At 61.7% G+C, this 24,387-nt stretch carries 18 protein-coding genes and 1 pseudogene; 3 read left to right on the plus strand and 16 right to left on the minus strand.

Annotated elements, in window-relative coordinates; genetic code table 11:
- Positions 1-7: 7 nt before the first annotated feature.
- Positions 8-1,510, minus strand: coding sequence for a CoA-acylating methylmalonate-semialdehyde dehydrogenase (locus RSB01_RS03890; RefSeq protein WP_332625089.1), 1,503 nt, complete (start codon positions 1,508-1,510; stop codon positions 8-10).
- A 134-nt stretch (positions 1,511-1,644) separates the two neighbouring features.
- Here RSB01_RS03890 and RSB01_RS03895 point away from each other — a divergent pair, with 134 nt between their 5' ends.
- Positions 1,645-2,520, plus strand: coding sequence for a LysR family transcriptional regulator (locus RSB01_RS03895; RefSeq protein WP_332590723.1), 876 nt, complete (start codon positions 1,645-1,647; stop codon positions 2,518-2,520).
- A 194-nt stretch (positions 2,521-2,714) separates the two neighbouring features.
- On the opposite strand, the gene RSB01_RS03900 is transcribed toward RSB01_RS03895, so the two are convergent.
- Positions 2,715-5,141: a zinc-dependent metalloprotease gene (locus RSB01_RS03900; protein ID WP_332590724.1), complete on the minus strand. Its 2,427-nt coding sequence runs from the start codon at positions 5,139-5,141 to the stop codon at positions 2,715-2,717.
- A gap of 107 nt (positions 5,142-5,248) precedes the next feature.
- Positions 5,249-6,985, minus strand: coding sequence for a gamma-glutamyltransferase (ggt, locus tag RSB01_RS03905; protein ID WP_332590725.1), 1,737 nt, complete (start codon positions 6,983-6,985; stop codon positions 5,249-5,251).
- Between the two features lie 356 nt (positions 6,986-7,341).
- On the opposite strand from ggt, the gene RSB01_RS03910 reads away from it, so the two are divergent.
- Positions 7,342-10,392, plus strand: coding sequence for a TonB-dependent receptor (locus RSB01_RS03910; RefSeq protein ID WP_332590726.1), 3,051 nt, complete (start codon positions 7,342-7,344; stop codon positions 10,390-10,392).
- 86 nt (positions 10,393-10,478) lie between these two features.
- Positions 10,479-11,954, plus strand: coding sequence for an amidohydrolase (locus RSB01_RS03915; RefSeq protein ID WP_332590727.1), 1,476 nt, complete (start codon positions 10,479-10,481; stop codon positions 11,952-11,954).
- 71 nt (positions 11,955-12,025) lie between these two features.
- On the opposite strand, the gene ftsH is transcribed toward RSB01_RS03915, so the two are convergent.
- From ftsH to RSB01_RS03980, 13 genes and pseudogenes are all read right to left on the minus strand, one after another.
- Entirely contained in the window at positions 12,026-14,032 is a 2,007-nt protein-coding gene (ftsH, locus tag RSB01_RS03920) for an ATP-dependent zinc metalloprotease FtsH (protein ID WP_332590728.1), read from the minus strand.
- A gap of 56 nt (positions 14,033-14,088) precedes the next feature.
- Positions 14,089-15,420 (minus strand): tRNA lysidine(34) synthetase TilS, encoded by a 1,332-nt coding sequence (gene tilS, locus RSB01_RS03925; RefSeq protein ID WP_332592010.1) that lies wholly within the window; start codon positions 15,418-15,420, stop codon positions 14,089-14,091.
- Positions 15,411-16,250, minus strand: coding sequence for a tol-pal system protein (locus tag RSB01_RS03930; protein WP_332592011.1), 840 nt, complete (start codon positions 16,248-16,250; stop codon positions 15,411-15,413). Before RSB01_RS03930 ends, tilS begins: the two co-directional genes overlap by 10 nt.
- A gap of 75 nt (positions 16,251-16,325) precedes the next feature.
- Complete coding sequence (locus RSB01_RS03935; RefSeq protein WP_332592012.1) at positions 16,326-17,393, minus strand: DUF3667 domain-containing protein; 1,068 nt, start codon at positions 17,391-17,393, stop codon at positions 16,326-16,328.
- A 124-nt stretch (positions 17,394-17,517) separates the two neighbouring features.
- A complete protein-coding gene (pal, locus tag RSB01_RS03940) occupies positions 17,518-18,069 on the minus strand; it encodes a peptidoglycan-associated lipoprotein Pal (protein WP_332619813.1) in 552 nt (183 codons plus the stop codon).
- 148 nt (positions 18,070-18,217) lie between these two features.
- Positions 18,218-19,582 carry a Tol-Pal system beta propeller repeat protein TolB gene (gene tolB, locus RSB01_RS03945; RefSeq protein ID WP_332619814.1) on the minus strand — a complete coding sequence of 455 codons (1,365 nt, stop codon included), beginning with the start codon at positions 19,580-19,582 and terminating at the stop codon, positions 18,218-18,220.
- A gap of 80 nt (positions 19,583-19,662) precedes the next feature.
- Positions 19,663-20,535, minus strand: a complete 873-nt coding sequence (locus tag RSB01_RS03950) for a hypothetical protein (protein ID WP_332591497.1) — start codon at positions 20,533-20,535, stop codon at positions 19,663-19,665.
- Positions 20,536-20,541: 6 nt separating this feature from the next.
- Positions 20,542-20,997, minus strand: coding sequence for a biopolymer transporter ExbD (locus RSB01_RS03955; protein ID WP_332591496.1), 456 nt, complete (start codon positions 20,995-20,997; stop codon positions 20,542-20,544).
- A complete protein-coding gene (gene tolQ / locus RSB01_RS03960) occupies positions 20,997-21,752 on the minus strand; it encodes a protein TolQ (RefSeq protein WP_332591495.1) in 756 nt (251 codons plus the stop codon). Before tolQ ends, RSB01_RS03955 begins: the two co-directional genes overlap by 1 nt.
- Before the next feature lie 153 nt (positions 21,753-21,905).
- On the minus strand, positions 21,906-22,361 hold the full coding sequence (gene ybgC, locus RSB01_RS03965) for a tol-pal system-associated acyl-CoA thioesterase (protein WP_332591494.1): 456 nt from the start codon (positions 22,359-22,361) through the stop codon (positions 21,906-21,908).
- Positions 22,362-22,586: 225 nt separating this feature from the next.
- On the minus strand, positions 22,587-23,126 hold the full coding sequence (locus RSB01_RS03970) for a hypothetical protein (RefSeq protein WP_332591493.1): 540 nt from the start codon (positions 23,124-23,126) through the stop codon (positions 22,587-22,589).
- Positions 23,127-23,129: 3 nt separating this feature from the next.
- Entirely contained in the window at positions 23,130-24,176 is a 1,047-nt protein-coding gene (gene ruvB, locus RSB01_RS03975) for a Holliday junction branch migration DNA helicase RuvB (protein WP_332591492.1), read from the minus strand.
- Positions 24,173-24,387: pseudogene (locus tag RSB01_RS03980) on the minus strand (Holliday junction branch migration protein RuvA); the annotation flags it as partial. The gene ruvB and the pseudogene RSB01_RS03980, both read right to left, overlap by 4 nt.

Raw genomic sequence — 24,387 nt, forward strand, 5'->3', positions numbered from 1 at the left:
GCCGTCCTTAACCCATGGTCGGGATGACGAAGGACGAGTCCGTGTGCTCCAGCTCGCTGTCAGGGAAGCGGGCCGTCACGGTCTTGGTCTTGGTCCAGAAGCGGACGCCTTCCATGCCGTGCTGGTTGATGTCGCCAAAGGCCGAACGCTTCCAGCCACCGAAGGTGTGATAGGCGACCGGCACCGGAATCGGCACGTTGATGCCGACCATGCCGACGTTCACACGCGCCGCGAAATCGCGGGCGGCCCGGCCGTTCTGCGTAAAGATGGCGACGCCGTTGCCGTACTGGTGGTTCGACGGCAGGGCCAGCGCTTCTTCGAAGTTTGCGGCGCGCACGATCTGCAGAACCGGACCGAAGATTTCTTCCTTATAGGCCGTCATTTCCGGTGTGACGTGGTCGAACAGCGACGGGCCGATGAAGAAGCCCTTCTCGTGACCTTGCAGGCTGAACTCGCGGCCATCAACGACCAGTTCGGCACCTTCTTCGACGCCCTTATTGATCCAGCCGATCACGCGCTCTTTGTGCGCCTGGGTGACGACCGGACCATAGTGGGCGTCGTTGTCGGTAGACACGCCAACGCGCAGGTTCGGGATTTCCGAAACCAGTCGCTCGCGCAGTTCGTCTGCGGTGCGCTGGCCGACCGGCACCACGACCGGCAGCGCCATGCAGCGCTCGCCTGCTGAACCGAAGGCCGCACCGGTCAGGTCCTTGATGACCTGATCCATGTCGGCGTCCGGCAGGATGATGCCGTGGTTCTTGGCACCGCCCATGGCCTGAACGCGCTTATGGTTCTGGGCACCCTTTTGATAGACATAGTGGGCGATGTCGCTTGATCCAACGAAGCTGACAGCGTGAACCAGCGGGTGCTCCAGGATGGCATCCACAGCGACCTTGTCGCCATGCACCACGTTCAGCACACCGGCAGGGGCACCGGCTTCCATCATCAGTTCAGCCAGACGTACCGGCAGCGACGGATCGCGCTCCGACGGCTTGAGGATGAAGGTGTTACCCACGGCAATCGCCACGCCGAACATCCACATCGGGATCATGGCCGGGAAGTTGAACGGGGTGATACCCGCCACAACGCCCAGCGGCATACGCATGGAATAGACATCGATGCCCGGACCGGCACCGAACGTATATTCACCCTTCTGGGCGTGCGGGATACCGCAGGCGAACTCGATCACTTCCAGACCGCGCTGGATGTCGCCCTTGGAGTCGGCGATGACCTTGCCGTGTTCCTTGGACAGCAGGGCGGCCAGTTCGTCGATATTGGCTTCGACCAGACGCTTGAACTCGAACATCACGCGGGCGCGGCGCTGCGGATTGGTGGTGGACCAGCCCTCGAAAGCGGCCTGTGCCGCCTGAACGGCCTTGTCCATTTCCGAAACCGTGGCCAGTTGCACGCGGGCCTGAACCTCGCCGGTGTTCGGATCGAACACGTCGCCGAAATTACCCGATGCACCCGTAAAGCTGCTGCCGTTGATGAAGTGGTTGATGTCGCGCATAGCGTCCCGCCCTTCCTGATGTTTCCAGATGACCGGATGGTCCGGTTCGTTGCCCCAAGTCCTATCAATCCTGCTGCACTTGCCATAATGCAATAACGCAATACCTATGATGCAAATACGCAGGATACGGCTGAATGTTCGACTGGGATGATGCGCGTGTCTTTGCCGAAGCCGCCCGTTCGGGAACGCTGGGTCGCGCCAGTGACAGGCTGGGCATGGATGCCGCCACAGTCGGACGCCGCGTCGCACGATTGGAAACGGCGCTCAAGGCCACCCTTGTGGTGCGCGACCGTTCGGGCTTGCGCCTGACTGCGGCGGGATCGCAGTTTTTGAAATCCATCGAAGCGGCCGAACGCGCCCTGACGGAAGGCGAACAGGCCGTGCGCCCCGATACCGTCAGCGGCACCGTCAGAATCTCCGCCTCCGAGGGGTTCGGCACCGCCATTCTGGCCCCCGCCCTGCCTCGCCTTCTGCGCGAAGGGCGCGGTATCCGTATCGAACTGGCGGCCAACTCCGGCTTCCTGTCACCGTCCAGCCGCGAGGTCGATCTGGCCGTTACGCTCAGCCAGCTGGATGCCGCACGCCTCGTCGCCGCGCCCCTGACAGACTACCAACTGGCGCTCTATGCCCACCCCGACTATCTGGCCGCCCACGGTACGCCGCTCACCATCGCCGACCTGAACAGCCATGTGATGACAGGCTATGTCGAGGACCTCATCTATGCGCCGGAGTTGAACTATCTGGGCGAGGTGTCGTCGGGACTTCACGCGCAATTGGCGTCATCATCAATCCGCGCCCAGCAGGAGATTATCGGCTCGGGCGGTGCAATCGGTGTGCTGCCCTGTTTCATGGCCGACGGACTGGTCCGTATATTGCCGCAGGTGCTGCTGCAACGCCGCTTCTGGCTCAGCATCCACCACGACCTTGCCGACACCGCCCGCATCCGCACCGTCACCCGCTGGATCAAGGCGCTGTGCGAAGATCAAAGCCAGAGACTAACCCCCTTCTAATATCGTCATCCTCCGGCGAGCGAAGCGAGACCGGGGGACCCAGCGGCACCGGAGGTGATGTTGGCTTCATCCGCAGTGCCTGCAGTTTTCGCGCTTACGCGCGCCGCTGGGTCCTCCGGTCAAGCCGGAGGATGACGAAGGATTGAGAGCTGGTCGCCCCGATTAAATCGGGGCAGCTTCCCTATTGGTCGCCCTTAAATCGGCGCTCCGGGCGGCACCGCCTGTGCAACCTTCAGAACCTCCCACCCCTCAACAGGACCGCTGAGGATATTGCCCAGATAGGTGGCATGCGCCACTTCCAGACGATCTCCGCGATTGCGTTTCAACGCCTCGCCAAAGCGTTTACCGGCATCCAGTACCATCGCCTTGGCCGTTGGCGTCAAAGCGTGACCTTCGGCCAGTGTCGCAAGGTACGACACATAGCGGCTGCGGACCACGCGGCGCAGTTCAGCCTGACGCGGGGACAGACCGGCACTTCCCGCCAGTTCGGTTTGCAGGCGGTCCAGCACCTCGGTCAGGGACAACTGCCCAGCATCGCGGCGGCTCTGTTCGACCAACTGGTTCAGGCGCTCGGGAGCCAGCAGGGTCTCAAACACCACCTCGGAAGACGCCGAAGCCGCCGAGGCCGGATCAAACACCCCGCCCACGCGGCCCTCGAACAGCTCGATACCGAACTGGCGTTCATTATTGCCCGACTGCTCCGATGACAGAAGGTCCAGCAAATCGTCGCGGATATCCAGTTGCGCCGGTGCCAGAACGCCCATCAGTGCATCCAGCGCTGCCCGCTGGGTGGCCGCATCGACAGACAATGCCCGCTCATGTCCATCACCCTTGACCGCATAGCCATAGTCGAGCCCTGCAATCTGGCGGGCCACGGCGGTCGTCTGATAGCGGTGATAAAGATAGATCGGCACGATCACGCGGCGCAGGTCCGCCATCGGCGCACCGTCCGGCAGGTTGTTCAGACCAAAGCGCGACAGGGCGATACGGCGCACCTCCATCACATTGGCCAGTTCCGCCACCGGATCGGCACCGTTATCCCACATGGCCCCGTAAGGTTGCAGTGAACCCAGCGGGCGCGTGTCGCTGTCGGATACAAAGCGATAGCCCTTGGCCTGTGCTTCGGCGGCCCGCGCCGCACGACGCGCCACCGGATCAACGCCCTGCTGGTCGCCATACAACCAGTCCACGGTGAACAGATCCCAAGCGCCAACACCGGTCGTATAGGAGCCCGACACGTCCAGTTCGCCATCGCGGGCGATCACCCACGGAGCCGGATAGTCCATCACCGAAGCACGCCCCTCATAACGCGAGGCGGCAAAATTATGCGAAATGCCCAGCGCATGGCCGATCTCGTGCGCCGATAGTTGACGCAGGCGGTGATAGGCCAACTGGTCCGGATCATCGACAAGGCCGGTACCCGACTTGTCGGCCCCCAGCAGCCCTTCGAAAATCATCTTGTCCTGACGGTCGCGCAACGAGCCCAGTTGCACCACACCGCGCACAATCTCGCCGGTGCGCGGATCATTGACACTGGTGCCGGTGGACCAGCCGCGCGTCTCGCGGTGGACCCAGGCGATGATGTTGTAGCGGGCATCCATCGGATGCGCCCCTTCGGGCAGAACCTCGATACGGAAGGCGTCGATATAGCCCGCCTTGTCGAACGCCTCGGCCCACCAGTCACCGCCTTGAATCAGGGCCTGACGGATGGCCAGTGGGGCCGCGCGGTCCACATAAAAGACAATCGGTTTTTTAACGGCTGAGCGAGCGGCCGAAGGATCGGTCTTTTCCAGACGGAAACGGCGCGCCAGACGGCTAACCACCGGCGTATCCAGATCGGTGGCAAAATCGGTCACTGTGATCTGCGCCGAAGTGCCCGAACGCGGATCGTGCGGCACGCGGGTAAAGCCGTCATCGGGCAGGCGGATAAAGCTGTGGCGAATGGCCAACGACAATGAGCGGCCATCAGGGGCTACGCGGCCTATCGATCCGGCAGGCTCGTCCGAGGTAAAGGTCTGGACAGTCTGGAACTCGACATTGTCGGGGAAGACCAGCGTCTCGCCGGCTTCCAGATAGGACAGGGCGGGAGCGGGCTTATAGTTGCCTTGCCCCGCACGTTTCAGGCGCGAGACGACATTGACGGCGTCGCGCTCCAGAAAGCCCGACAGGTCCACACTGAGGCTGCCATCGGCGTGGCGCTCAACGACATCTCCGGACCAGACAATGGATGTGGCAAAACTGGCGGCGACCGCATTTTGTTCGTCGGCGCTGGCCCCTTCGGCGCGATAGCGATTGTTTTCGAAACGGGCATAGACCTTGTTGCCAACGACGCTAAAGGCGACGACCTGCGCCTGTCCCAGTGCCGAGCGGTCAAGGCCGGTGCCGTCCATGCCGATGCCCGCCGAAATACCCGGTTGGTACAGATAGCGACCGACAACACCCGAGGCGTCCGGCGCACCAAAACGGGCGCTGACCTTGCCGCGCGCCGCATCGGTGCGCACCGCAAACAGGCCGTCCTGCCAAGCCGCTGTGGCCACAGACGGCGTCTGCGCCATCGTTACCACAGGCATACCCGCCGCCAGCACCAGAGCCGCAGCCCCTGCCATCATCATCTTACGCATAAAAGCCCCTCACCATTCCCCCCGCCCCCTCAGACGAAGTCCCGAACCAGTCGTCATACAAGAAAAGGCCCGACGCAAGGGTCGGGCCTTTCCATTCAACCGCTATTTCAGCGCACGCCCACCGCCGAGGCGTCGGGACGGCGCGTATCGGCGGCCCCGTAGAAGCGATCCCCCTCGATCATGATCGACTGGGTCGAGCCCATCGTGTTGGAACCGCGCGTCCGGTGACCACGCTCGCGCAGAAGACGCTCCACATCCGGAGAGAAACCACCCTCCAGTTCCAGCGGTGCGCCGCCCCAGCCCTGATTGATGCGCGGACGCATGGCGGCCTCGGCCACGTTCAGATCATGGTCGATAACGTTGGACAGCAACTGCACCATGGTGGCGATGATATAGCCACCACCCGGTGTACCGGTGACCAGCCACGGCTTGTCGTCCTTGAACACGATCATCGGTGTGATGGTCGAACCCAGACGCTTGCCCGGAGCCGGAGAGTTCGGCTCGCCCTCGGTTCCCCACGAGAAGTTGTCGACGTGGTTGTTCAGCAGAATACCCGTTCCAACCGGCGCTACGTGCGCCCCATAAGAGTTGGACAGGGTATAGGTAACCGACACCGCATTGCCGAACTTGTCCGCCACCGAATAGTGGGTCGTGTCCTGGCTCTCATACGGATAGGGGTTGCCGTCCGGCACCTGATTGCCGTTCAGAACCTTGTCCAGCGCCACCAGCTTTACCCGCTCTTCGGCAAAGCCTTTGCTGGCTAGACCCTTGGCCGGTGTCGCCCAGTCAGGATCGCCACCGATCAGACGGCGGTCTGCATTGACCACCTTCATCACCTCGGAAATCAGGTGCAGGCTGTCGACACTGCCCCAGCCCATCTCGGCCAGATCGAAATGCTCCAGCATGTTCAGCGCCTGTGCGACGCTGACGCCCGAGGCCGTCGGCGGCATATAGGCGATGCGGTGGCCACGGTATGAACCCCAGATCGGCTCGGACACCACGGCGCGATAGCTGGCCATGTCTGCCATGGTCATGATGCCGCCGCGTGCCTGAACCCCGTCAACGATTTTTTGGGCCAGATCACCCTTATAGAAGGCATCGGCCCCGCCCGCCGCCAGTTCGCGCAGGCTTTGCGCCAGAAGCGGCTGCTTGAACATCTCACCCGGTTGGTAGGCACTGCCGTCAGCCTTCAGATAGGCCTCGGCTGCGCCCGGATCGAGGGCCAGAAAACGCGCCCGTCCACCCGTGGCGCTGGCCTCGCCATCGCTCAGCACATAGCCGTCCTCGGCCAGTTTGATGGCGGGCTGGATCAGGTCCGACCATGACAGGGAGGCAAAGCGGGTAAAGGCTTCATGGAAGCCCATCACCGTACCCGGTACCGCCACATTGCGCATATCGGACGGGTGCGAACGGTCGAACTTGCCGTCTGCGCCCAACAGGGTCTGGCCGGTCATGGCCGAAGGGGCCGTGCCGTAATAGTTGATGGCAATGTCCTGTGCCGGACGGTCGCTCGTGGCCGCCATATGGATGACCATATAGCCCGAGCCACCGATATTGCCCGCGCGCGGCAGGGTCACAGCCTCGGCAAAACCGACGGCCAGCGCCGCATCAACGGCATTGCCGCCCTTGGCCAGAATCTCGACCCCGACGCGGGTGGCCAGATCGGATTGGGACACCACCATGCCGTCACGACCGATGACCGGATTGTGGATCTGGCCATAGCTGACGATATCGCCGCCACTGCCCGCCGCTGGACGAACCGCCGCTTCCTGCGCCAAGGCAGGAGCCACCATCGGGCCAAAACCGAGCAGCGCCGCCGCCGAAACGGCCGCCCACAAATTCATTCGACGATGCATCGTCATCCCCCGCCTTCTCGCCAGCGCCACAGTACGGCCACTTTAAAGCATATAAACCGTCACTATTGCGCAACGGAGCCTCGAAAACGTCGAGGCCTTCAAAGCGATACCATTCCAAAAAATCCTTTAGAACAAGCATTTTTTAGAAATTGATCTTAAGTATCGTCGCTATTCGAACAATATTACGCCCCTATATGGTTGCCTAGTTGTCTTGGTGCTGCAACAACTGCGCGCAGTACAGCTTCTGGCAATACGACCCTTCCGGTTCTGTTTCCGCATAGGCTGGGGGCGCTTCGGACAGCCGGTCGCCAGATAAGAAAAATACAAGAGGGGAACTCTTCAAGATGTCTCAACGCAAACCGGCCACCCGTTCGGGTCGCAACTCTCTGCGCGCAGCCATGCTGGCCTCCAGCGCCCTGCTCGGCGTCGTCGCCGCCTCCTCGGCGACGGCCCAGTCCGTTGTCGACGAAGAACCCACCGCCGTTGACGAAATCGTCGTCGTCGGCTCGCAAATTCGCGGAGCCAAGGTCACGGCAGCCCTGCCGGTCACCGTCCTGAGCGAAGAAGACATCATCGCCGCCGCTCCGGTTTCGGGCGATGATCTGTTCCGCTCCATCCCGCAGATGGGCGACGTGACGTTCAACTCGGCCTACCAGCCGAACACCTCGAACTCGGCGCGTGGCGATACCGGTTCGGTCAACCTGCGCAGCCTCGGCATCGGCAATACCCTGGTGCTGCTGAACGGTCGCCGCGTCGTGGGCCACCCGACCTCGCAGGCCAACGAGCACCTCGTTCCGGTTCTGACCTACAACACCAACGCCATTCCGGTTTCGGGCCTGAAGCGCCTTGAAGTGCTGCGTGACGGTGCCGCCGCCATCTATGGTGCCGATGCCGTGGCCGGTGTGGTCAACACCGTCCTGCGCGATGACATGAACAACTGGACCGTCTCGGCCCAGCACGGCGGTGCCGAGGGCACCGGCATGCGCGAGACCAACCTGTCGCTGTATGGCGGCAAGGACCTGCTGGACGGTCGCGCCAATGTTTCGGTCTTCTTCAACTACGACCATCGTGACGAACTGAACACGCTGGATCAGGACTACACGTCCACCAACGACATCCGCCACCTCTTCGCAGGCACTGGCTTCGAGGGTGACAGCACTCTGGTCGGCACCTCGAACATTGCTCCGTGGGGCCGTTTCACCGTTCGCAACGCCAACGGTTCGGCTGGCCAAGCCTTTACCGTCCTTCCGAGCACGTCCCCGCTCTGCGCCACCCAGATCGGCGATGGTGTCTGCCTGCGTAACAACGGCACCCTGCCGACCGAGTATAACGCAGACACCGCAGCCATGGGCCTGTCGGTTATGCCGGAAGTGGATCGCTTCAACCTGTTCCTCACCGGTCGCTACCAGCTGACCGACAACATTGAAGCTTTCGGTGAACTGGGCGGTTACCACGCCAAGTCGCAAGCCTACCAAGAGCCGATCGCCTCGGCCTCGGCTGTGAACTTCATCATCCCGGGTTCGAACTATTATAATCCGATTGCTGGCAGCCCGGACATCACCATGACCGGCTACCGCTTCTCGGACCTTGGCCCGATCAGCGTCGCTGTAACCAACAAGCAGTTCCGCATCCTCGGCGGTCTGCGCGGTGACTGGAATGGCTGGGACTGGGAATCGGCCCTGCTGTATACCGAAGCCTCCGCCAAGGACGTGTCGGACAACATTTCGGCTACCAAGTTGCAAGAATGGGCCAGCAAGACCACGCCGGACGCCTACAACTTCTTCAACGGCGGTAACGCTGCCAACCCGCGCGTTGGCGATAGCACGCCATCGAGCCAAGCGGCCATCGATGGCATCCGCGTCGATCTGGTCCGTCGCACCAAGACCGAGCTGGCCCTGTGGGACTTCAAGATCTCGCGTCCGGACATCTATCAACTGCCGGCAGGTCCGGTGGGCGTGGCAGCGGGTATCGAGTTCCGCAAGGAAACCCAGCTGGATGACCGTGACGCCCGCATGGACGGCACCATCCGCTATCAGAATCTGGCAGGCGCCTGGTCTTCGGACCTGATCAACCAGAACGAAAACCCAGACACCTACGGTGAGCGCGAAGTCTTCTCGGCCTATGCCGAAATCGCCGCGCCGCTGGTCTCGCCTGACATGGGCGTGCCGCTGGTTCACAACCTTGAAATCCAGCTCGCTGGCCGCTTCGAGGAATATTCGGACTTCGGTTCGATCGCCAAACCAAAGATCGCAGCAGCGTGGGACATCGTCGATGGCTTCCGCGTTCGTGGTTCGTGGGCCCAAGGCTTCCGCGCACCGAACCTGGAGCAGATCAACGCGACCGTCATCACCCGTTCGAACCAAACCATCGACTGGACCTATTGCGCGGCTCTGGACGCCAATGGGGCCCTGACGGGTGGCCTGCGTAACTGCGGTGCTTCGACCGGCAACTTTGTGACCGCCGAATACATCAACGACTTCCGACAAGCGCATGCCCGCAAGTCGACGCCGGAACGTCGCTCCGGCAACCCGGACCTGGAGCCGGAAGAGTCGGAAACCCTGTCGTTCGGCGTGGTGTTCCAGCCGCGCTTCATTCCGGCTGAACTGGGTGACTTCACCATCACCGCCGACTGGTGGCAGGTTGAACAAACCGGCATGGTCGGTCTGTTCCGCGGCCAGAACGCTGTGACGCTGGACTACCTGCTGCGTCAACAGGGTTCCTACAACCCGAACGTGGTCCGTAAGGAAGTCACCGCTGCCGACGAACGCATCTTCGCGGGTTCGGGCTTCGCACCTGCCGGTGAAATCGACTACATCATGGATGCCTACACTAACCAGCAGCCGCAAACGGTTGAAGGTCTGGACCTGGGCGTCATGTGGAAGCTGCGCACCGACCGTTTCGGTGACTTCAGCGCCAACCTGAACGTCTCGCACCTGTTGAAATACTACCTCGACATGGCGCCGGATACCCAGTTGCTGGCCAATGCGGTTGCCGACGGCACTCTGGACTCGAACGTCTTCATCTCGGGTTCCATGGGCGACATGATCGCCGACATGGGCCGTCCGGAATGGAAGTGGTCGCTGTCCACCACCTGGCGCAAGGATGCATGGACCGTGGGTGCCTTCACCCAGTACATCTCGTCGCTGTATGACGACAGCGTCACCAATGCAGACGGCGATTACTGGACTGTCGACGACACCATCACCGGCAATCTTTACGCCGAGTATGCCTTCGACGGCTCCAAGTTCAGCCATGCTCTGACGGACACTTCAGTTCGTGTTGGCGTTCGTAACATCACCGACGAGCAGCCACCTCTGGCCAGCGGCGGTTATGTTGGCACGGTTTACCAGCCCTACGGCCGCTACTGGTACGCCAGCGTCCGTAAGACCTTCTAATCAGTCTTGAGACTATCGGGGCGGGAGGCGATGATCGCCTTCCGCCCTTTCTCTTTATCAGTACCTCAAGAGTAACGGAGCAGACTATGAACAAGGCTTCGCGTCGCCTGACCTCCATGCGTGCCATCACGGCCGCCGCATTCGGCATGGCCGCCCTCACCCTTTCCTCGGCCGCAGTCGCCGGTCCGCTTAGCGTCGAGCACCAGAGCGCCATTGTCTCGAGCGTCGAGAGCAATCAGGCCGCCATCGACCACGCTGCGCTGGAACTGTGGAAGTTCGCCGAGTTGGGCTATCAGGAACACCAGAGCGCGGCCCTGCTGGCCCAGCAACTGCGCGATGCGGGCTTTAATGTCGAAACCGGCATCGCCAACGAGCCGACCGCATTTCTGGCCAGCTTCAAGAATGGCGACGGCCCTGTCATCGCGGTTCTGGCCGAATATGACGCCCTGCCCGGTCTGTCGCAGACGATGAATCCCGTTCAGGAAAGCGCCGGCGGCCATGCCGGTCACGGCTGTGGCCACAACCTGTTCGGTGCGGCCTCGGTTCATTCCGCCATTGCCGTAAAAGCATGGATGCAGGCCAACAACATCAAGGGCGAGCTGCGCGTCTATGGCACGCCCGCCGAAGAAGGCGGCTCGGGCAAGGTCTATATGGTCCGTGACGGCCTGTTCGACGATGTCGATGTTAGCCTGCACTGGCACCCCGGCAATGTGAACTCGGCCCGTCAGGGCGACACCATGTCCAATGTCTCGGGCAAGTTCCGCTTCTATGGCACCTCGTCCCACGCGGCCGCAGCACCCGACAAGGGTCGCTCGGCGCTGGACGGCATCGAGGCCATGAACGCCATGGTCAACCTGATGCGCGAGCATGTGCCCGATCGCACCCGCATCCACTATGCCATCACCGACGGCGGCAAGGCCCCGAACGTGGTGCCCGCCTATGCCGAGGCCTATTACTATGTGCGCCACAACAATCCCGAGATTGTCCGTGACGTCCTAGAGCGCGTGAAGCTGGCGGCTGATGGTGCCGCGCTGGGCACCGGCACCCGTGTCGAGTTCGAGGCCATTGGCGGCGTCTATTCGATGCTGACCAACGAAACCCTGATGAACGTCATGGACCGCAATCTACGCAGCGTGGGCGGCATCGAATGGACGCCCGAGGAAATCGCGCTGGCCCGCGAGATCCAGAAGACCCTGCCGACCCAGCCGGACCTCGCTTCGGTCGGCCAGATCGAACCGGCGGTTCTGGGTGGCGACTTCGGCGGCTCTACGGATGTGTCGGACGTGTCGTGGGTGACGCCGACCGTTGGCCTGTCCACGGCCACCTTCGTCCCCGGCTCGGCTGGTCACAGCTGGCAGAATGTGGTGGCCGCAGGTTCCACCATCGGTCTGAAGGGCGCGCATCTGGCCACCAAGACCCTGGCCCTGACCACCGCCGAGCTGTTCCAGTCGCCGGAAGTCATTGCCGAGGCCACTGCCGAGTTCGAGCGCCGTCGTGGCCCGAACTTCCAGTACCGCGCCCTGCTGGGTGACCGTACACCGGCGCTGAACTATCGCGACTGATCCCGCGCTTTGGGGCAAAAAGAAGGGGCGGCACCTGATGGTGCCGCCCCTTTTTATTTAGACCAGAGCGATCAGGCCGAAGCCTTGGGCTCCTCCGGATCGGAAACCGGAACACCGGTGGCCGCTGTGATATCAGCCGCCGCCTGTTCTTGCGGTGTCACATCCTCGGCCGCAGCCTTGTCCTCTTCGGGCGTCAGCGGCACCGACGACGACGGGCCCGAGATCGGCTCGCCAACATCCTCGCGGTTCGGCGGGGTGCCGTCCTTGAGAAGCTGGTTGATCTCTTCACCCGACAGGGTCTCGTATTCCAGCAGGGCCTGCGACAGGGCTTCGTGATCCTTGGCCTTTTCGGTCAGGATACGACGTGCCTCGTCCCAGCCACCCATGACCAGAGCGCGCACTTCCTCGTCGATGAGCTGCGCAGTCTTTTCAGAGATATTCTGGGTGCGCGACACCGAGTGACCCAGGAAGACTTCTTCCTGGTTCTCGCCATAGGCCACCGTGCCCAGTTTCTCCGAATAGCCCCAGCGGGTGACCATGGCGCGTGCCATCTTGGTCGCCTGCTCGATATCCGACGAAGCCCCCGAGGTGATGTTTTCCTTGCCGAAGATCAGCTCCTCAGCAACACGACCGCCGGCCAGAATGGCGATCCGATCGACCATCTGCTGATAGCTCATGGAATAGCGGTCGCCTTCCGGCAGCTGCATCACCATGCCCAGTGCACGACCGCGCGGAACGATGGTCGCCTTGTGGACCGGATCGGTCTTCTTGACGTTGAGCGCGACGATGGCGTGACCGGCTTCGTGATAGGCGGTCAGACGCTTTTCTTCCTCGCTCATGGCCATGGACTTGCGTTCCGAACCCATCAGGACCTTGTCCTTGGCGTCTTCGAAATCACGCTGGGTGACCATCTTGCGATCCTTGCGCGCAGCGGTCAGGGCCGCTTCGTTAACAAGGTTGGCAAGGTCCGCACCCGAGAAGCCCGGCGTGCCGCGTGCGATCGTTTTCACGTTCACATCGGCCGACAGCGGCACATCCTTCATGTGGACGCGCAGGATGTGTTCGCGCCCCATGACATCGGGGTTCGGCACCGTGACCTGACGGTCAAAACGACCCGGACGCAGCAGAGCCGGGTCCAGAACGTCCGGACGGTTGGTCGCGGCGATCAGGATGATGTTTTCCGAGGCTTCAAAGCCGTCCATTTCAACCAGCAACTGGTTGAGGGTCTGCTCGCGCTCGTCATTGCCACCGCCGAGGCCTGCGCCACGGTGACGGCCCACGGCGTCGATTTCATCGATGAAGATGATGCAGGGGGCGTTTTTCTTGGCCTGTTCGAACATGTCGCGGACGCGCGAGGCACCCACACCGACGAACATTTCCACAAAATCCGAACCCGAGATCGAGAAGAAGGGCACGCCCGCTTCACCCGCCACGGCACGGGCCAGCAGCGTCTTACCGGTACCCGGAGGGCCAACCAGCAGAGCGCCCTTGGGAATCTTGCCGCCCAGACGCTGGAATTTCGACGGGTCCTTGAGGAAGTCGACGACTTCTTGCAGTTCTTCCTTGGCTTCATCGACGCCTGCGACATCGGCAAAGGTCTTGCGACCCTTATGCTCGGTCAGCAGCTTGGCCTTGGACTTGCCAAAGCCCATCGCGCCTTTGGAGCCGCCCTGCATGCGGTTCATGATGAACAGCCAGAAGGCGATGATCAGCACGACCGGCAGCAGAAGGCCCAGCACGCCCGACCACCACGGCGCCTTGGTGGACTTGGCGTCCACCAGAATGCCCGAGGCATTCATCTTGTCGATCAGTTCAGGATTGGGGAACGGCAGGACAGTCGTAAACTTGCTGTCGTTCTTATAGACGCCACTGACGGCTTCGCCGCGTACAGTGACCTCTTTGATTTCTTGCGCTTCAATAGCGGTCATCAACTGGGAATAGTTGATCTCGGCCGGACGCCCCGCAGCACCGGGCGCAACAGCCTTGGAGGCCAGCCCTCCGGTCTGGGACATGGTTGAGTACACCACGGCCATGATCAGTAGGATCCCGGCGCCGATGGCAATATTTCGCAGGTTCATGCGGTCCTCGGTTCCCCGGCATCGCCACAGGGCCATACCGGACAGCAGTCATTCACTTAGGAAAATAGGGCAGTCGGAACGGTTTCGCCATGCCACAGGTCAAACAGTGCGGCCTCCTGCGGCGTTTCGTCCGCACCGACAAGGCAGTTCACACGAAATCTGGGTCCCACCAGACACCGGACCTCGGCCACAATCCAAGCCGGAACATACTGATCTTGCTTGATATTATGGAAAACCGGCAGACTGGATCGTGCCGCAGGTGGCAGGCTTACCAGGTCACGACGATGTTTTTCATCCAGACGATTTAATCGTCCTTTTGCCGGCATAATCGCCCAGTCCGGCCCGCTGACACGCACCTCGAAACGCCCGTCCCAAACCGTCAGCCTGTTCGCGTGCAGGATTTGCGGCTCCAAGCCGTCGCGCTTCTGCTCTCCGGCCTCGCGCATCAGGGTCAGATCGTCGCCCTGCATTTCGATTCGCGTGCCGGACAAGACCGCCACGCCATCCTCGCCCGCAGCCAGTCGCGCTTTCAACTGCTCCAGCCGATAGCCTCGCGGCGGCACATCCCCGCCCGCGACGCACAACAGTGCCATGGCCAATATGCGATCGGGCGCATCCAGCATGGCCCGTCGTGAAAACCGCAAAACGCCCGCATGGGTTTCGGCCTCGGATGATGCCTGCCACACGAAGGGCGCGGCAATCTCAGGCCGGTCCAAAGGCAATACGCCCCCCAAAGCCGTGCGCGCTCGCACCCGACTATAGTGTTCGTCCTCATTGGCCGGATCATCGATCCAGTCCAGCCCCCGCTGCTGCAGATAATCGCGCAGAGTCTGGCGGCGTTCGTTCAACAAGGGCCGCAACAGGCTGATGCCCCGCCCCTGTGGCCAGACCGGCGAAGGCGACCATATTCGCAAGCGACCCACAGGAATACCCTCGGCCCGCATCCAGTGGTTTTCGGCCGCATCATCAGCCGTATGGCCCAGAACCAGTATCGTCGCCCCTGCCTCGCGGGCGGCATCGGCCAGTAATCCGTGTCGGGCCTGACGGGCGCGGGCCTGAACCCCCGATCCTGCCGCTGCATCCATCCAATTCAGGGCGCGCCACTCGGCCCCAAGACCTGTGGCCATGCGCCCTGCCTGCGCGGTCCAGTCCGCACTGGCAGGGTTGAGACGATGATCCACGGTCAGGGCCAGAACCGGACGATCTGCCGCCTTGGCCCATTCACAGACCAGCGCCAGAAGCGCGAGACTATCGCCGCCCCCCGATAAGCCAACGGCTACGGGAGCCTGCCTGCTTTGATCCTGCTTCCCATGATCCAGACAGGCTGAAAGCTGGCGGAATACCCGCGCCTTCAGCCCGTCCGTTTCGGATGGTGAGATCAGCTGCACTCCGCGCGGGTACGCATCTGGGTCGCGCGGGTCTTTTGCTGGGCCGTCGCCGTCTCGCCATAGCGGCGGGTAAAGTCGGTCAGGGTCGCGCAGGCCTGCGTCTTGCGGTCGGTCACCCGCAGAGCTTCGGCCAGTTTCAGCGTGGTCTCGGCCGCCCAAGGCGTGCGCGGCCAGCCATTCAGAGCCTGGGCATAGAAGCTGACAGCCCCTGCACTATCGCGCGAGGCCACATACATGTCGCCCAGACGGCTGAAGGCCTCGCGGGCCTGCGGCGTGTCCGGCCACGTTACCGTCACCGTCTCCAGAGCGCGCATACCGCGACGGGCATCGTCCCCGCTCAGGCGCATGGCTGCCTGAAGGTCGCCCGCCGCATTGCCGGTCGGCGAATGGGCTTCGATCGGCGCATTCAGTTCGGCCTCTTCTTCCATCTGTTTCAGACGGTTTTCCAGCGTACCGACGCGCGATGACAGTTCGCGATTATTGCGATTGGCCTCGTCCAGATCAAACGTCATGCGCTCGCTCTCGGCGTTCACACGACGGAAGGTCGCCTCGAGGTCCCCCAGACGACGATCCAGAATCTCGACCTGACCTTGCAGGACCACAACCTCGGGATCCGGCTCCACCAGCACGGGTTGTCCGGCGGCGTTGCGTTGGGTCAGGGCGCGTTCCAGACGGCGCACATTGCGGTCCAGTTGGTCCAGACGGCGCTTGTCCCACTGTACCGGCTCCAGCGGCTGTTGTTGCGCGATGGCAAAACCGCCGCCCAGCAAACACAGGCCTACAGCGGTGGCAACCGCCGAACGTTTAAGGCGAAAAGGCTTATTGTTCATGTCGTTGTTCGTTCCACCGTTTGCACGATCCCGCAAGTCAACCTTCAGTGTCCCAATCTGTCAGCGTCCCAGGCTTCAGTGCCCAAGACCCAGATAGATGATGGCGATGATGAAGAACGATATCACGATGGTGCAGAACACCCCCAGCACCATCGTCCGCCACAACGCACCCCATACACCCAGATTATAAGTGCCCTTCAATTGGGCAAAGATATGGACAGGCGCGATCGCCATACACAGGCCCGATACGATATTGCTCATCGACGGAAACACGGTGCGCAAAATCATCGCGACCATCAGCAACACAGCCATAAAGGTCAGCGAATAAAGAACAAACACCCCGTGGTCGTACAAGGTGTACTGGCGACGCCACAAAAAGATCAGCGCCATAAAAGGAATGGACAACGGCACCAGCAGGAAGGCGAACTTATAGGTCGTCTGCTGCAGCTTATAGAGCGCCAGATCGGGGTTTTTGAGCTTCTTTTCGACCGAGCCGCTCAGGCTGTGCGGTTTGTCCGCATCATCAAATTTCAGGTCTGCCACCTGCGCCTGCCAGCTACCGGCCTTCAAGCCATCCTTGCGGCCTTCACGGGCTTCGGTTTCGAGGGTCGCGACACGCTCCCGCGCCGTCTGCGCACGCATCGAGGCCGAGGCCATCTTGCCTGCCGCCACGCCCGCTGTCGCGCCATCTGTTGCCCCATCAATCGTCGCTTGCGCCTCGGTGACGGCTTTTTCGGCCTCGGCCAGAAGCTCTTTCTCGTGAGCGATCTGGTTCGGAAGATTGACCACCACATTGCTGGGCGGCGGCGCAAAGCTCAGCGCCATGAACATGACAAACAGCGTGCACAGGAACATGGCCAGCGGCGACACATAGCGTGTGCGCTTTCCCATGATCCATTCGCGCGTCAGCTTTCCGGGATTGCTGACCAGCAAAGGCAGGGTGCGCCAGAAACGGCCATCGAAATGCATGATGCCGTGCAGCAGTTCGTGGCCCAGATGGAACAGGGTGCGGTGGACGTGGATTTCCTGTCCGCAGTCGACGCAGAACTTACCCTGTGCGGGCGCCCCGCAATCGGGACAGACGCTGTGAGCGTCCGCATGATGACCGTCAGCCTGTCCTGTTGCCGATGCGCCTGTGGCCATCTGAAACTCCCCCCGAAAATTCGCCCCCTGTTTGTATCAGCCGAACCGCGATGAAAAGCCCAAAGAAAAAGGTGCCGCCCCGAAAGGCGACACCCTGTTCTTTTTTAGCTGTCGTAGCGATCGCTTAGCGCGGCGCGCCCGAAGCGATGGCGGTGCGGGCGTTACGGTTTTGCGCCCATGCCGATTCGTTCGAACCTTCTACGATCGGGCGCTCCTTGCCGAACGAGATAGTGTCGATACGGTTGGCCGGAATGCCGCGCGAGATCAGGAAGTTGCGAACCGACTCGGCACGACGTGCGCCCAGAGCCAGGTTGTACTCGCTAGTGCCGCGTTCGTCGGCATTGCCTTCGATACGGATGTTGACCGACGGATAGCGTTGCAGCCACTGCGCCTGAGCGCCCAGACGCATGCCCGCCTCGGCGTTCACTTCATACGAATCGAGGTCGAAATAGATGCGGTCACCGACATTGATGACGAAGTCCTGTTCCGAGCCAGCCACCGGACCGGTGTTGGCACCGCCGACCGGACCGGTCGGGGCAGTCGGATAGGTCGGGTTGGTCACAGCCGGCGGCGGGGTCGGCGTGGCCGTTTCAACCGGCGGTTTTGGCGTACAGGCGGCCATTGCAGCAGCGATTGCGCCGATGGTCGCCACCTTGATGATCGAAACCTTGGTCATGATCGACTCCGAGAGACAGGATCGCTTCGTGCGATCCAAGCTGAGCTTTAAAAAGTGAGTTTTAGCTACATCGCCTCACGCCTGCGTACCAGCGCTAGACACACTTGATAACGCAGGAGTGAAGCTATTGATCCGGAACGTTACAAGCCTATGAGGCTGCACAAGAATCCGGCCCCTGATTGACGCCCAGATTGGCCGGAGGCGCATCCAGCAGACCCGACCATGCAGGGCTGGAACCGCGCTCGGTATAACCGGCCTGTGCCACCACACGACCCGACAGATCCACCGTCCACAGACGGGTGTCACCGCCCGGGCTTTGACGGGCAAACATCACATAGCGACCGTTCGGTGCCCATGATGCGCCCTCTTCCAGATAGGAAGAAGACAAGGTGCGCTCGCCGGTGCCATCGGTGTTCATCACACCGGTATGGAAACGGCCGCCGGACTGTTTGGTAAAGGCAATCAGATCGCCGCGCGGCGACCATGCCGGTGCCGTATAGCTGCCGCCACCACGGCTGATCGGGCGCTGTCCCGAACCGTCAGAACGCATGGTGTAAAGACGTGCCGAGCCGGAACGGTCGGACGTAAACACAATCTGCGAGCCATCAGGGCTGAAGGACGGCGAGGTGTCGATGCCCGGATCGCTGGTCAGGCGCGAAAGCTGGCGCGTGCGCAGATTGATGACATAGACGTCGGTATTGCCGTTACGGATGATGGAGAAAGCCATCTTGGAACCGTCGTGCGAGAAGCGCGGGGCCAGAACCTGACCGTCGAACTCGCCGAGGCTCTCGCGACGGCCGGTCGCCAGATTGTACAGGTAGATACGGCTATAATCCTTGCCGAGCGCCACATAGGTGACTTCGTCCGGATTATGGGTCGAGAAGCGCGGCGACATGATCACCTCGTCGCCCTGCGTCAGGAAGACGGGGTTGAAACCGTCCTGATCCACAATCGTCAGACGGCTGCGGCGGTTGGTCTGGCTGCCGCTCTCGGCCACGAACAGCACGCGGCTGTCGAAATAGCCCGGCTCGCCGGTCAGGCGCTGATAGACCACATCCGAAATCTTGTGGGCCATCCGGCGCCATTGCTCGGCAGTGGCCGTGAACTGGTAGCTGACCAGTTGGCACTGGCGATAAGGATCATACAGGCGGAAGCCCACATCCACGCGGCCATCGGCACGCTGGGTAACGCCGCCATACAGGACAGCCTGTGCGCCGATCGAGGTCCATTGCGGATAGTTGGGCGCATTGGCCAAGGTCAGGCCGGTTTCGACAAAACTGCCCGGATTGAGCGGCGAGAAGAAGCCCGAGCGCTTCAGGTTGCCACTGATGACATCGGAAATCTGCGGGCCGTTAACGCCGGTGAACGGCACCACGGCAATCTGCAACGGCGTCAGGTCGGCCTGACTGATGATGATGTCTTCGGTCTGCGAGCGGTTGGAAACCTGCGCTGTCGCCACAGCCGGTGCCATTGCCGCAAGAACCGCCAAGCCTAGCCAAGTTTTGTTGCGCACCTTTGATCTCCAAGTCTGTCGGGAACGGTATAGTGCCCCCTGTTTATCCGTACTCTGATGCCGCGTCGTAAACGACCGTATCAACAGAAGTCTGATGTATTAAACGCGAACGGCAGGTCCTGTTCCTCGTAACCTGCCGGCATGTCGAACGGTACAGCCGCATTGATGGCGCTGACGACCCGTGCGGATGCTGGTGTGCCACGGCCTTGCACCTGTGGGGCACGCACCAGACGTCCACGCGCATCCAGACGCACAAGCACCCGAACAACCTCGCCTGCATCCACCAGATCACAGTTCAGCTGCGGACGCACCTGTGCGCCCAGTGCCTGAAGCGCGGGGCGGCCCACGGCCTGAGGCGCCGTGCCGCGACCTTGCTGGCCTGGGGCGGGACGCCCCGTATTGCCGGTCACGCGGCGCGGACCATTGACCAGATCGGCCAGATTGACGCCTTCCTCGCGCGGAGGCTGGCGGCTGGGGGCCGGATTGGTACGCGGCGGGGTCGGGTTCGGACGTGCGGGCGCAGGGTTGATGCGCGGCGGGGTCGGTTCCGCCTTCTTGGGCGGTGTCGGCGTGGGCGTCGGACGCGGTGCCGGTGTTGGCGTCGGCCGGGGCGGTGTGGGTGTCGGGCGCGGCGCAGGCGTTGGCGGTGTCGGACGCGGCGTCGGCGGTTTCGGCGCGGGTGGCGCAGGCGTCGGCGGTGCGGGCGTCGGCTCCGGGTCTGGTTCCGGCGGCGAGATCAGCGGGGCTGAGGAACCGTCCTCTGGGCTGTCTTCCGGTTGCGGATTATCGGCAGGGCCTGCCTCGATCACCATGTCGGAGACAATGCTGACCGGTACCGAATTGACCATCGGCACAGGCTCGATCTTGCGGCCCGTCAGGGTGACGAGAGCCAGCAGCGCCACACCGACGTGCAGCGCAACCGAACCTGCCAGTGCGGGGGATGGCTTACGCATCCGGCCTTAAGCTCCTGCCGCCTCGGCGGTGTCGGTGATCAGGTTCAGCTTGGTGAAACCCGACGATGACAGACGCGCCATTACACGCGCCACAGCCTGATAGGGGGCACGGCCATCGGCACGGATAAAGACGGACTTTTCGGCGGCGTTTTCGCCGCCTTCTTCGGCCACGCGCAGCGGCAGCTGTTCCCAGCTGACCTCGGCCTCGCCGACATAGATGCGTCCGTCTTCCTTGATGGAAACGGCCACCGGCTTTTCCTTGACCTCGACGGCGCTGGCCTCGGTCTTGGGCAGCTCGACTGGCACACCTACCGTAATCAGCGGTGCCGAAATCATGAAGATAATCAGCAGCACCAACATCACATCGACCAGCGGCGTGACGTTGATTTCGCTCAAGGGACGTTTGCGCGCACGGCGACGGCCACGACCGCCGCCCGATGCACCACCTGCACCCATGCCCATTAGTTACCCCGGCGCAGGTTCAGGTTGTCCGAAGGTGGCGGCGGCGGGGGCGGCGGAGCCGACGGCCCCGACAAACGACGCGCCAGCGCGGCCTGAAGATCGTCGGCAAACGCTTCCAGACGGCCGGTAAACTTGCCTGCCGTCACCGAAAACGCGTTGAACGCCATATAGGCCGGAATAGCCGCAGCCAGACCGATTGCCGTCGCAAACAGAGCCTCGGCAATGGCGGGGGCCACCGTGGTCAGATTGGTGTTACCGGCGGCGGCGATACGGTCAAAGGCATTCATGATGCCCCACACCGTGCCGAACAGGCCGATGAACGGCGAAGCGGTCGCCACCACCGACAAGACGCCCAGACCGTTCTCGATCTTCTGGCTCTCGCGCGAGATCACCGAATCCATCGCACGGTCCACGCGGTTGAGCAGGGCCTGACCTTGCGCATCGGTCATCTGTCCGCGCTGGCGGGCTTCTTTCCAGTCATGCAGGGTCAGTTGCAGCATGCGCGGCAAAGGCTCGACCGGATTGGGGCCAGCAGCAGCGGCAGCTTCTTCCAGCGAACGGCCGCTTTCCAGAAGTTGCTCGAATTCGTTGGCACGGCGGAACATCCGGCTAAAGCGCACAGCCTTGTCGATAATGACCGTCCACGACCAGATCGACGCCACAGCAAGGCCGATCATCACGGCCTTCACCACCCAGTCGGCAGCAAGGAACAGCTCGATAGGGTTCAACAACGAGGCGTCGACAGGGGCAGCCATTCAATGATCCTTGATCGTTTTGAATATTCACATCCTTGAGAACGCCATCCGATGGCGAATTCAAGGCAAGAACCGGCGTCTAACGGTCCTGATTGCCCCCGTCACCCCGTCTAGGGCTGACATAAGCGTTATCGGGTCGTTTTTTGACGGATTTCAGTTTTCCGCCGCTCCCGAAAGCCACGGCTCGACCTTTTGCATCAACAGTTTCGACGGTCTGCGCGGGCGACCATCCATGTGGATACAGGCGGCCACCACATCGGCCCAGCAGATCACCTCGCCATCGCGTTCGATCGTCTGCTTAATCAGCATCCGCACGCCCTTGACCACCTCGTAGCGGGTGCGAACAATCAAGGCGTCGTCGATCTTGGCGGGGCGGACATATTTGATGTTCAGCTCGCTAACGACAAAGGCCAGCGGATCTTCGCTTTCCAGCAAATCCGTATGGCCGATCCCCGCCGCCCGCAGGAAGTCCGAACGCCCCCGCTCGAAATAGCGCACATAGTTGGCGTGATAGACCACACCCGTGAAATCGGTGTCCTCGTAATAGACACGGATGGGCAGCAGATGGTCCGTACCGTCAAAACGGCCAGCGGTGGGAAGATCAGTCATAGGCCTGACTTCGCGCCTATCTCTCCGAGAGGCAACACTCCCGCATTGAAATTTTGAGTTACTTCTATCCAGCCAGACACTTCCGAGGGGATACCCAACAACGCAACATATTCTTCGCCAATTTTGATTAATGCGCGCGCGCACTCGAACGCGAGTTGGTCGGCTTCAATTAGTTCAAAAGGCCGAACTACATATCCGGACCAAGCACTCTCATCATCATTCAGCTCAATGTGCCTGCCTAATGATCCAGCAGTGATATGCGCTGCATTCGATGAGAATTTTTTTAAAGACTGCGTAAGGCCGATTATCACCTACCCATTTGGCAAAATCAGCCCATTTAATCAGCTGACCCGGCTGAGCTTCGCTCACTACCTTCGCTGCTTCGCGCCGGTCTTGGGGCCGAGCTTCAAGGATGTCTTTTACAACTTTGGCATGCCCTACTCGCCCTATGAACCAGTCTTGTCTCAAACGCTCGACAGCCTCGACCGGCTTCACACGCAGAGCTCCAAGGAATATTTCGGCTTCAGACAAACCTCTTGCGAGCGTTGTGGCATCGATAAGAAAATGCCGGTCGAGTAATATCTGAATTGCGTCTGATGAACACAACGAGCGTAAGACAACTGCGTGAGCTAATGGCGGAATCTCACCAGTATGTTCGGCCTCTCGACTGAAGGGCTCTCCAACGATTGCTAATCGTTGAAAACATTTATGGACATATCGAAAAAAGTACGTCCAAAGCAGCTCATTCTCGATTTCCCCATCCATTTATTATTTACCGAACAGGTCCTGTGCGGCGCTCGGCACCGGCGGCGGAGCCGACAGCCCCAGATGTTCATAGGCACGCGCACAGGCCATGCGCCCACGCGGGGTGCGCTGGATGAACCCCTGTTGCAACAGATAGGGCTCGATCACGTCCTCGACAGCATCGCGGGCTTCGGCGATGGCGGCGGCAAGGGTGTCCATGCCGACGGGACCACCGCCATAGTTTTCAATCAAAGCTTTCAGGAAGCGGCGGTCATTGCTGTCCAGTCCCGCCTCATCAACCTCTAGACGTGCCAGCGATTGTGCCGCCACCAAACGGTTGATGATCGGCTCGCCCAGCGCATCGGCAAAGTCGCGCACACGGCGCAGCAGACGCCCCGCAATACGCGGCGTGCCACGCGAACGGGCCGCAATTTCGTAGGCCCCATCGGCGTCGATCTCCGCACCCATTTTACGGGCCGTGCCGCGCACCACCATGGTCAGTTCTTCGGGCGTATAGAATTCCAGTCGCAGCGGAATCCCGAAACGGTCACGCAAGGGCGTGGCCAGCAGTCCTGCCCGAGTCGTGGCCCCCACCAGCGTAAAGGGTGCCAGATCGATCCGCACCGAACGCGCCGACGGGCCTTCGCCAATAATCAGGTCCAGCACATGGTCTTCCATGGCCGGATAGAGGATTTCCTCGACCTGCGGCGACATGCGGTGGATTTCGTCGATGAACAGCACATCGCGCGGTTCGAGATTGGTCAGGATGGCGGCCAGATCACCGGCCTTGGCGAGGATCGGACCGGAGGTGGCCCGAAAGCCAACGCCTAGTTCACGCGCCACGATCTGGGCCAGCGTTGTCTTGCCCAGCCCCGGAGGGCCGAACAACAGCACATGGTCCAGAGCCTCCTGCCGCTTGCGTGCCGCCTCGATAAAGATCGACAGATTGTCTTTGACCTTGGGCTGACCAACGAACTCGGAAAAGGTCTGCGGGCGCAAGGCGCGATCAAACGCCTCGCCCGCCGCCGCCTCTGCCGAAAGCAGGCGGTTCAAATCCTGATGGTCCGTCATTTGCCCAGTTCCTGAAGGGCGGCACGGATAATCGCCGACAGTCCGGCTTCCTCGCCCTTATCGGACAGAGCCTGCTCGACCGCACGACGCGCATTCATCTCGGCAATGCCCAGCCCCAACACCGCCGCCACAGCCTCGCCCGCTATAGATGGCACAGGCGCAGAAACGGCCGCCTCGGAATGGACGCCAACCGCCACAGGGCTGAACGTGC

The sequence above is a fragment of the Brevundimonas sp. genome, assembly GCF_036659295.1.
Taxonomy (GTDB): domain Bacteria; phylum Pseudomonadota; class Alphaproteobacteria; order Caulobacterales; family Caulobacteraceae; genus Brevundimonas.

What these genes read in the sequence shown, in the direction of transcription:
- ruvB (WP_332591492.1), bottom strand. Translation starts at nt 24,176, where the DNA reads ATGACGGACCATCAGGATTTGAACCGCCTGCTTTCGGCAGAGGCGGCG.
- RSB01_RS03890 (WP_332625089.1), bottom strand. Translation starts at nt 1,510, where the DNA reads ATGCGCGACATCAACCACTTCATCAACGGCAGCAGCTTTACGGGTGCA.
- ftsH (WP_332590728.1), bottom strand. Translation starts at nt 14,032, where the DNA reads ATGAACCTGCGAAATATTGCCATCGGCGCCGGGATCCTACTGATCATG.
- pal (WP_332619813.1), bottom strand. Translation starts at nt 18,069, where the DNA reads ATGACCAAGGTTTCGATCATCAAGGTGGCGACCATCGGCGCAATCGCT.
- ybgC (WP_332591494.1), bottom strand. Translation starts at nt 22,361, where the DNA reads ATGACTGATCTTCCCACCGCTGGCCGTTTTGACGGTACGGACCATCTG.
- RSB01_RS03970 (WP_332591493.1), bottom strand. Translation starts at nt 23,126, where the DNA reads ATGGATGGGGAAATCGAGAATGAGCTGCTTTGGACGTACTTTTTTCGA.
- RSB01_RS03915 (WP_332590727.1), top strand. Translation starts at nt 10,479, where the DNA reads ATGAACAAGGCTTCGCGTCGCCTGACCTCCATGCGTGCCATCACGGCC.
- RSB01_RS03955 (WP_332591496.1), bottom strand. Translation starts at nt 20,997, where the DNA reads ATGGGCATGGGTGCAGGTGGTGCATCGGGCGGCGGTCGTGGCCGTCGC.
- tolQ (WP_332591495.1), bottom strand. Translation starts at nt 21,752, where the DNA reads ATGGCTGCCCCTGTCGACGCCTCGTTGTTGAACCCTATCGAGCTGTTC.
- RSB01_RS03930 (WP_332592011.1), bottom strand. Translation starts at nt 16,250, where the DNA reads ATGAACAATAAGCCTTTTCGCCTTAAACGTTCGGCGGTTGCCACCGCT.
- RSB01_RS03900 (WP_332590724.1), bottom strand. Translation starts at nt 5,141, where the DNA reads ATGCGTAAGATGATGATGGCAGGGGCTGCGGCTCTGGTGCTGGCGGCG.
- RSB01_RS03935 (WP_332592012.1), bottom strand. Translation starts at nt 17,393, where the DNA reads ATGGCCACAGGCGCATCGGCAACAGGACAGGCTGACGGTCATCATGCG.
- RSB01_RS03895 (WP_332590723.1), top strand. Translation starts at nt 1,645, where the DNA reads ATGTTCGACTGGGATGATGCGCGTGTCTTTGCCGAAGCCGCCCGTTCG.
- ggt (WP_332590725.1), bottom strand. Translation starts at nt 6,985, where the DNA reads ATGAATTTGTGGGCGGCCGTTTCGGCGGCGGCGCTGCTCGGTTTTGGC.
- RSB01_RS03950 (WP_332591497.1), bottom strand. Translation starts at nt 20,535, where the DNA reads ATGCGTAAGCCATCCCCCGCACTGGCAGGTTCGGTTGCGCTGCACGTC.
- RSB01_RS03910 (WP_332590726.1), top strand. Translation starts at nt 7,342, where the DNA reads ATGTCTCAACGCAAACCGGCCACCCGTTCGGGTCGCAACTCTCTGCGC.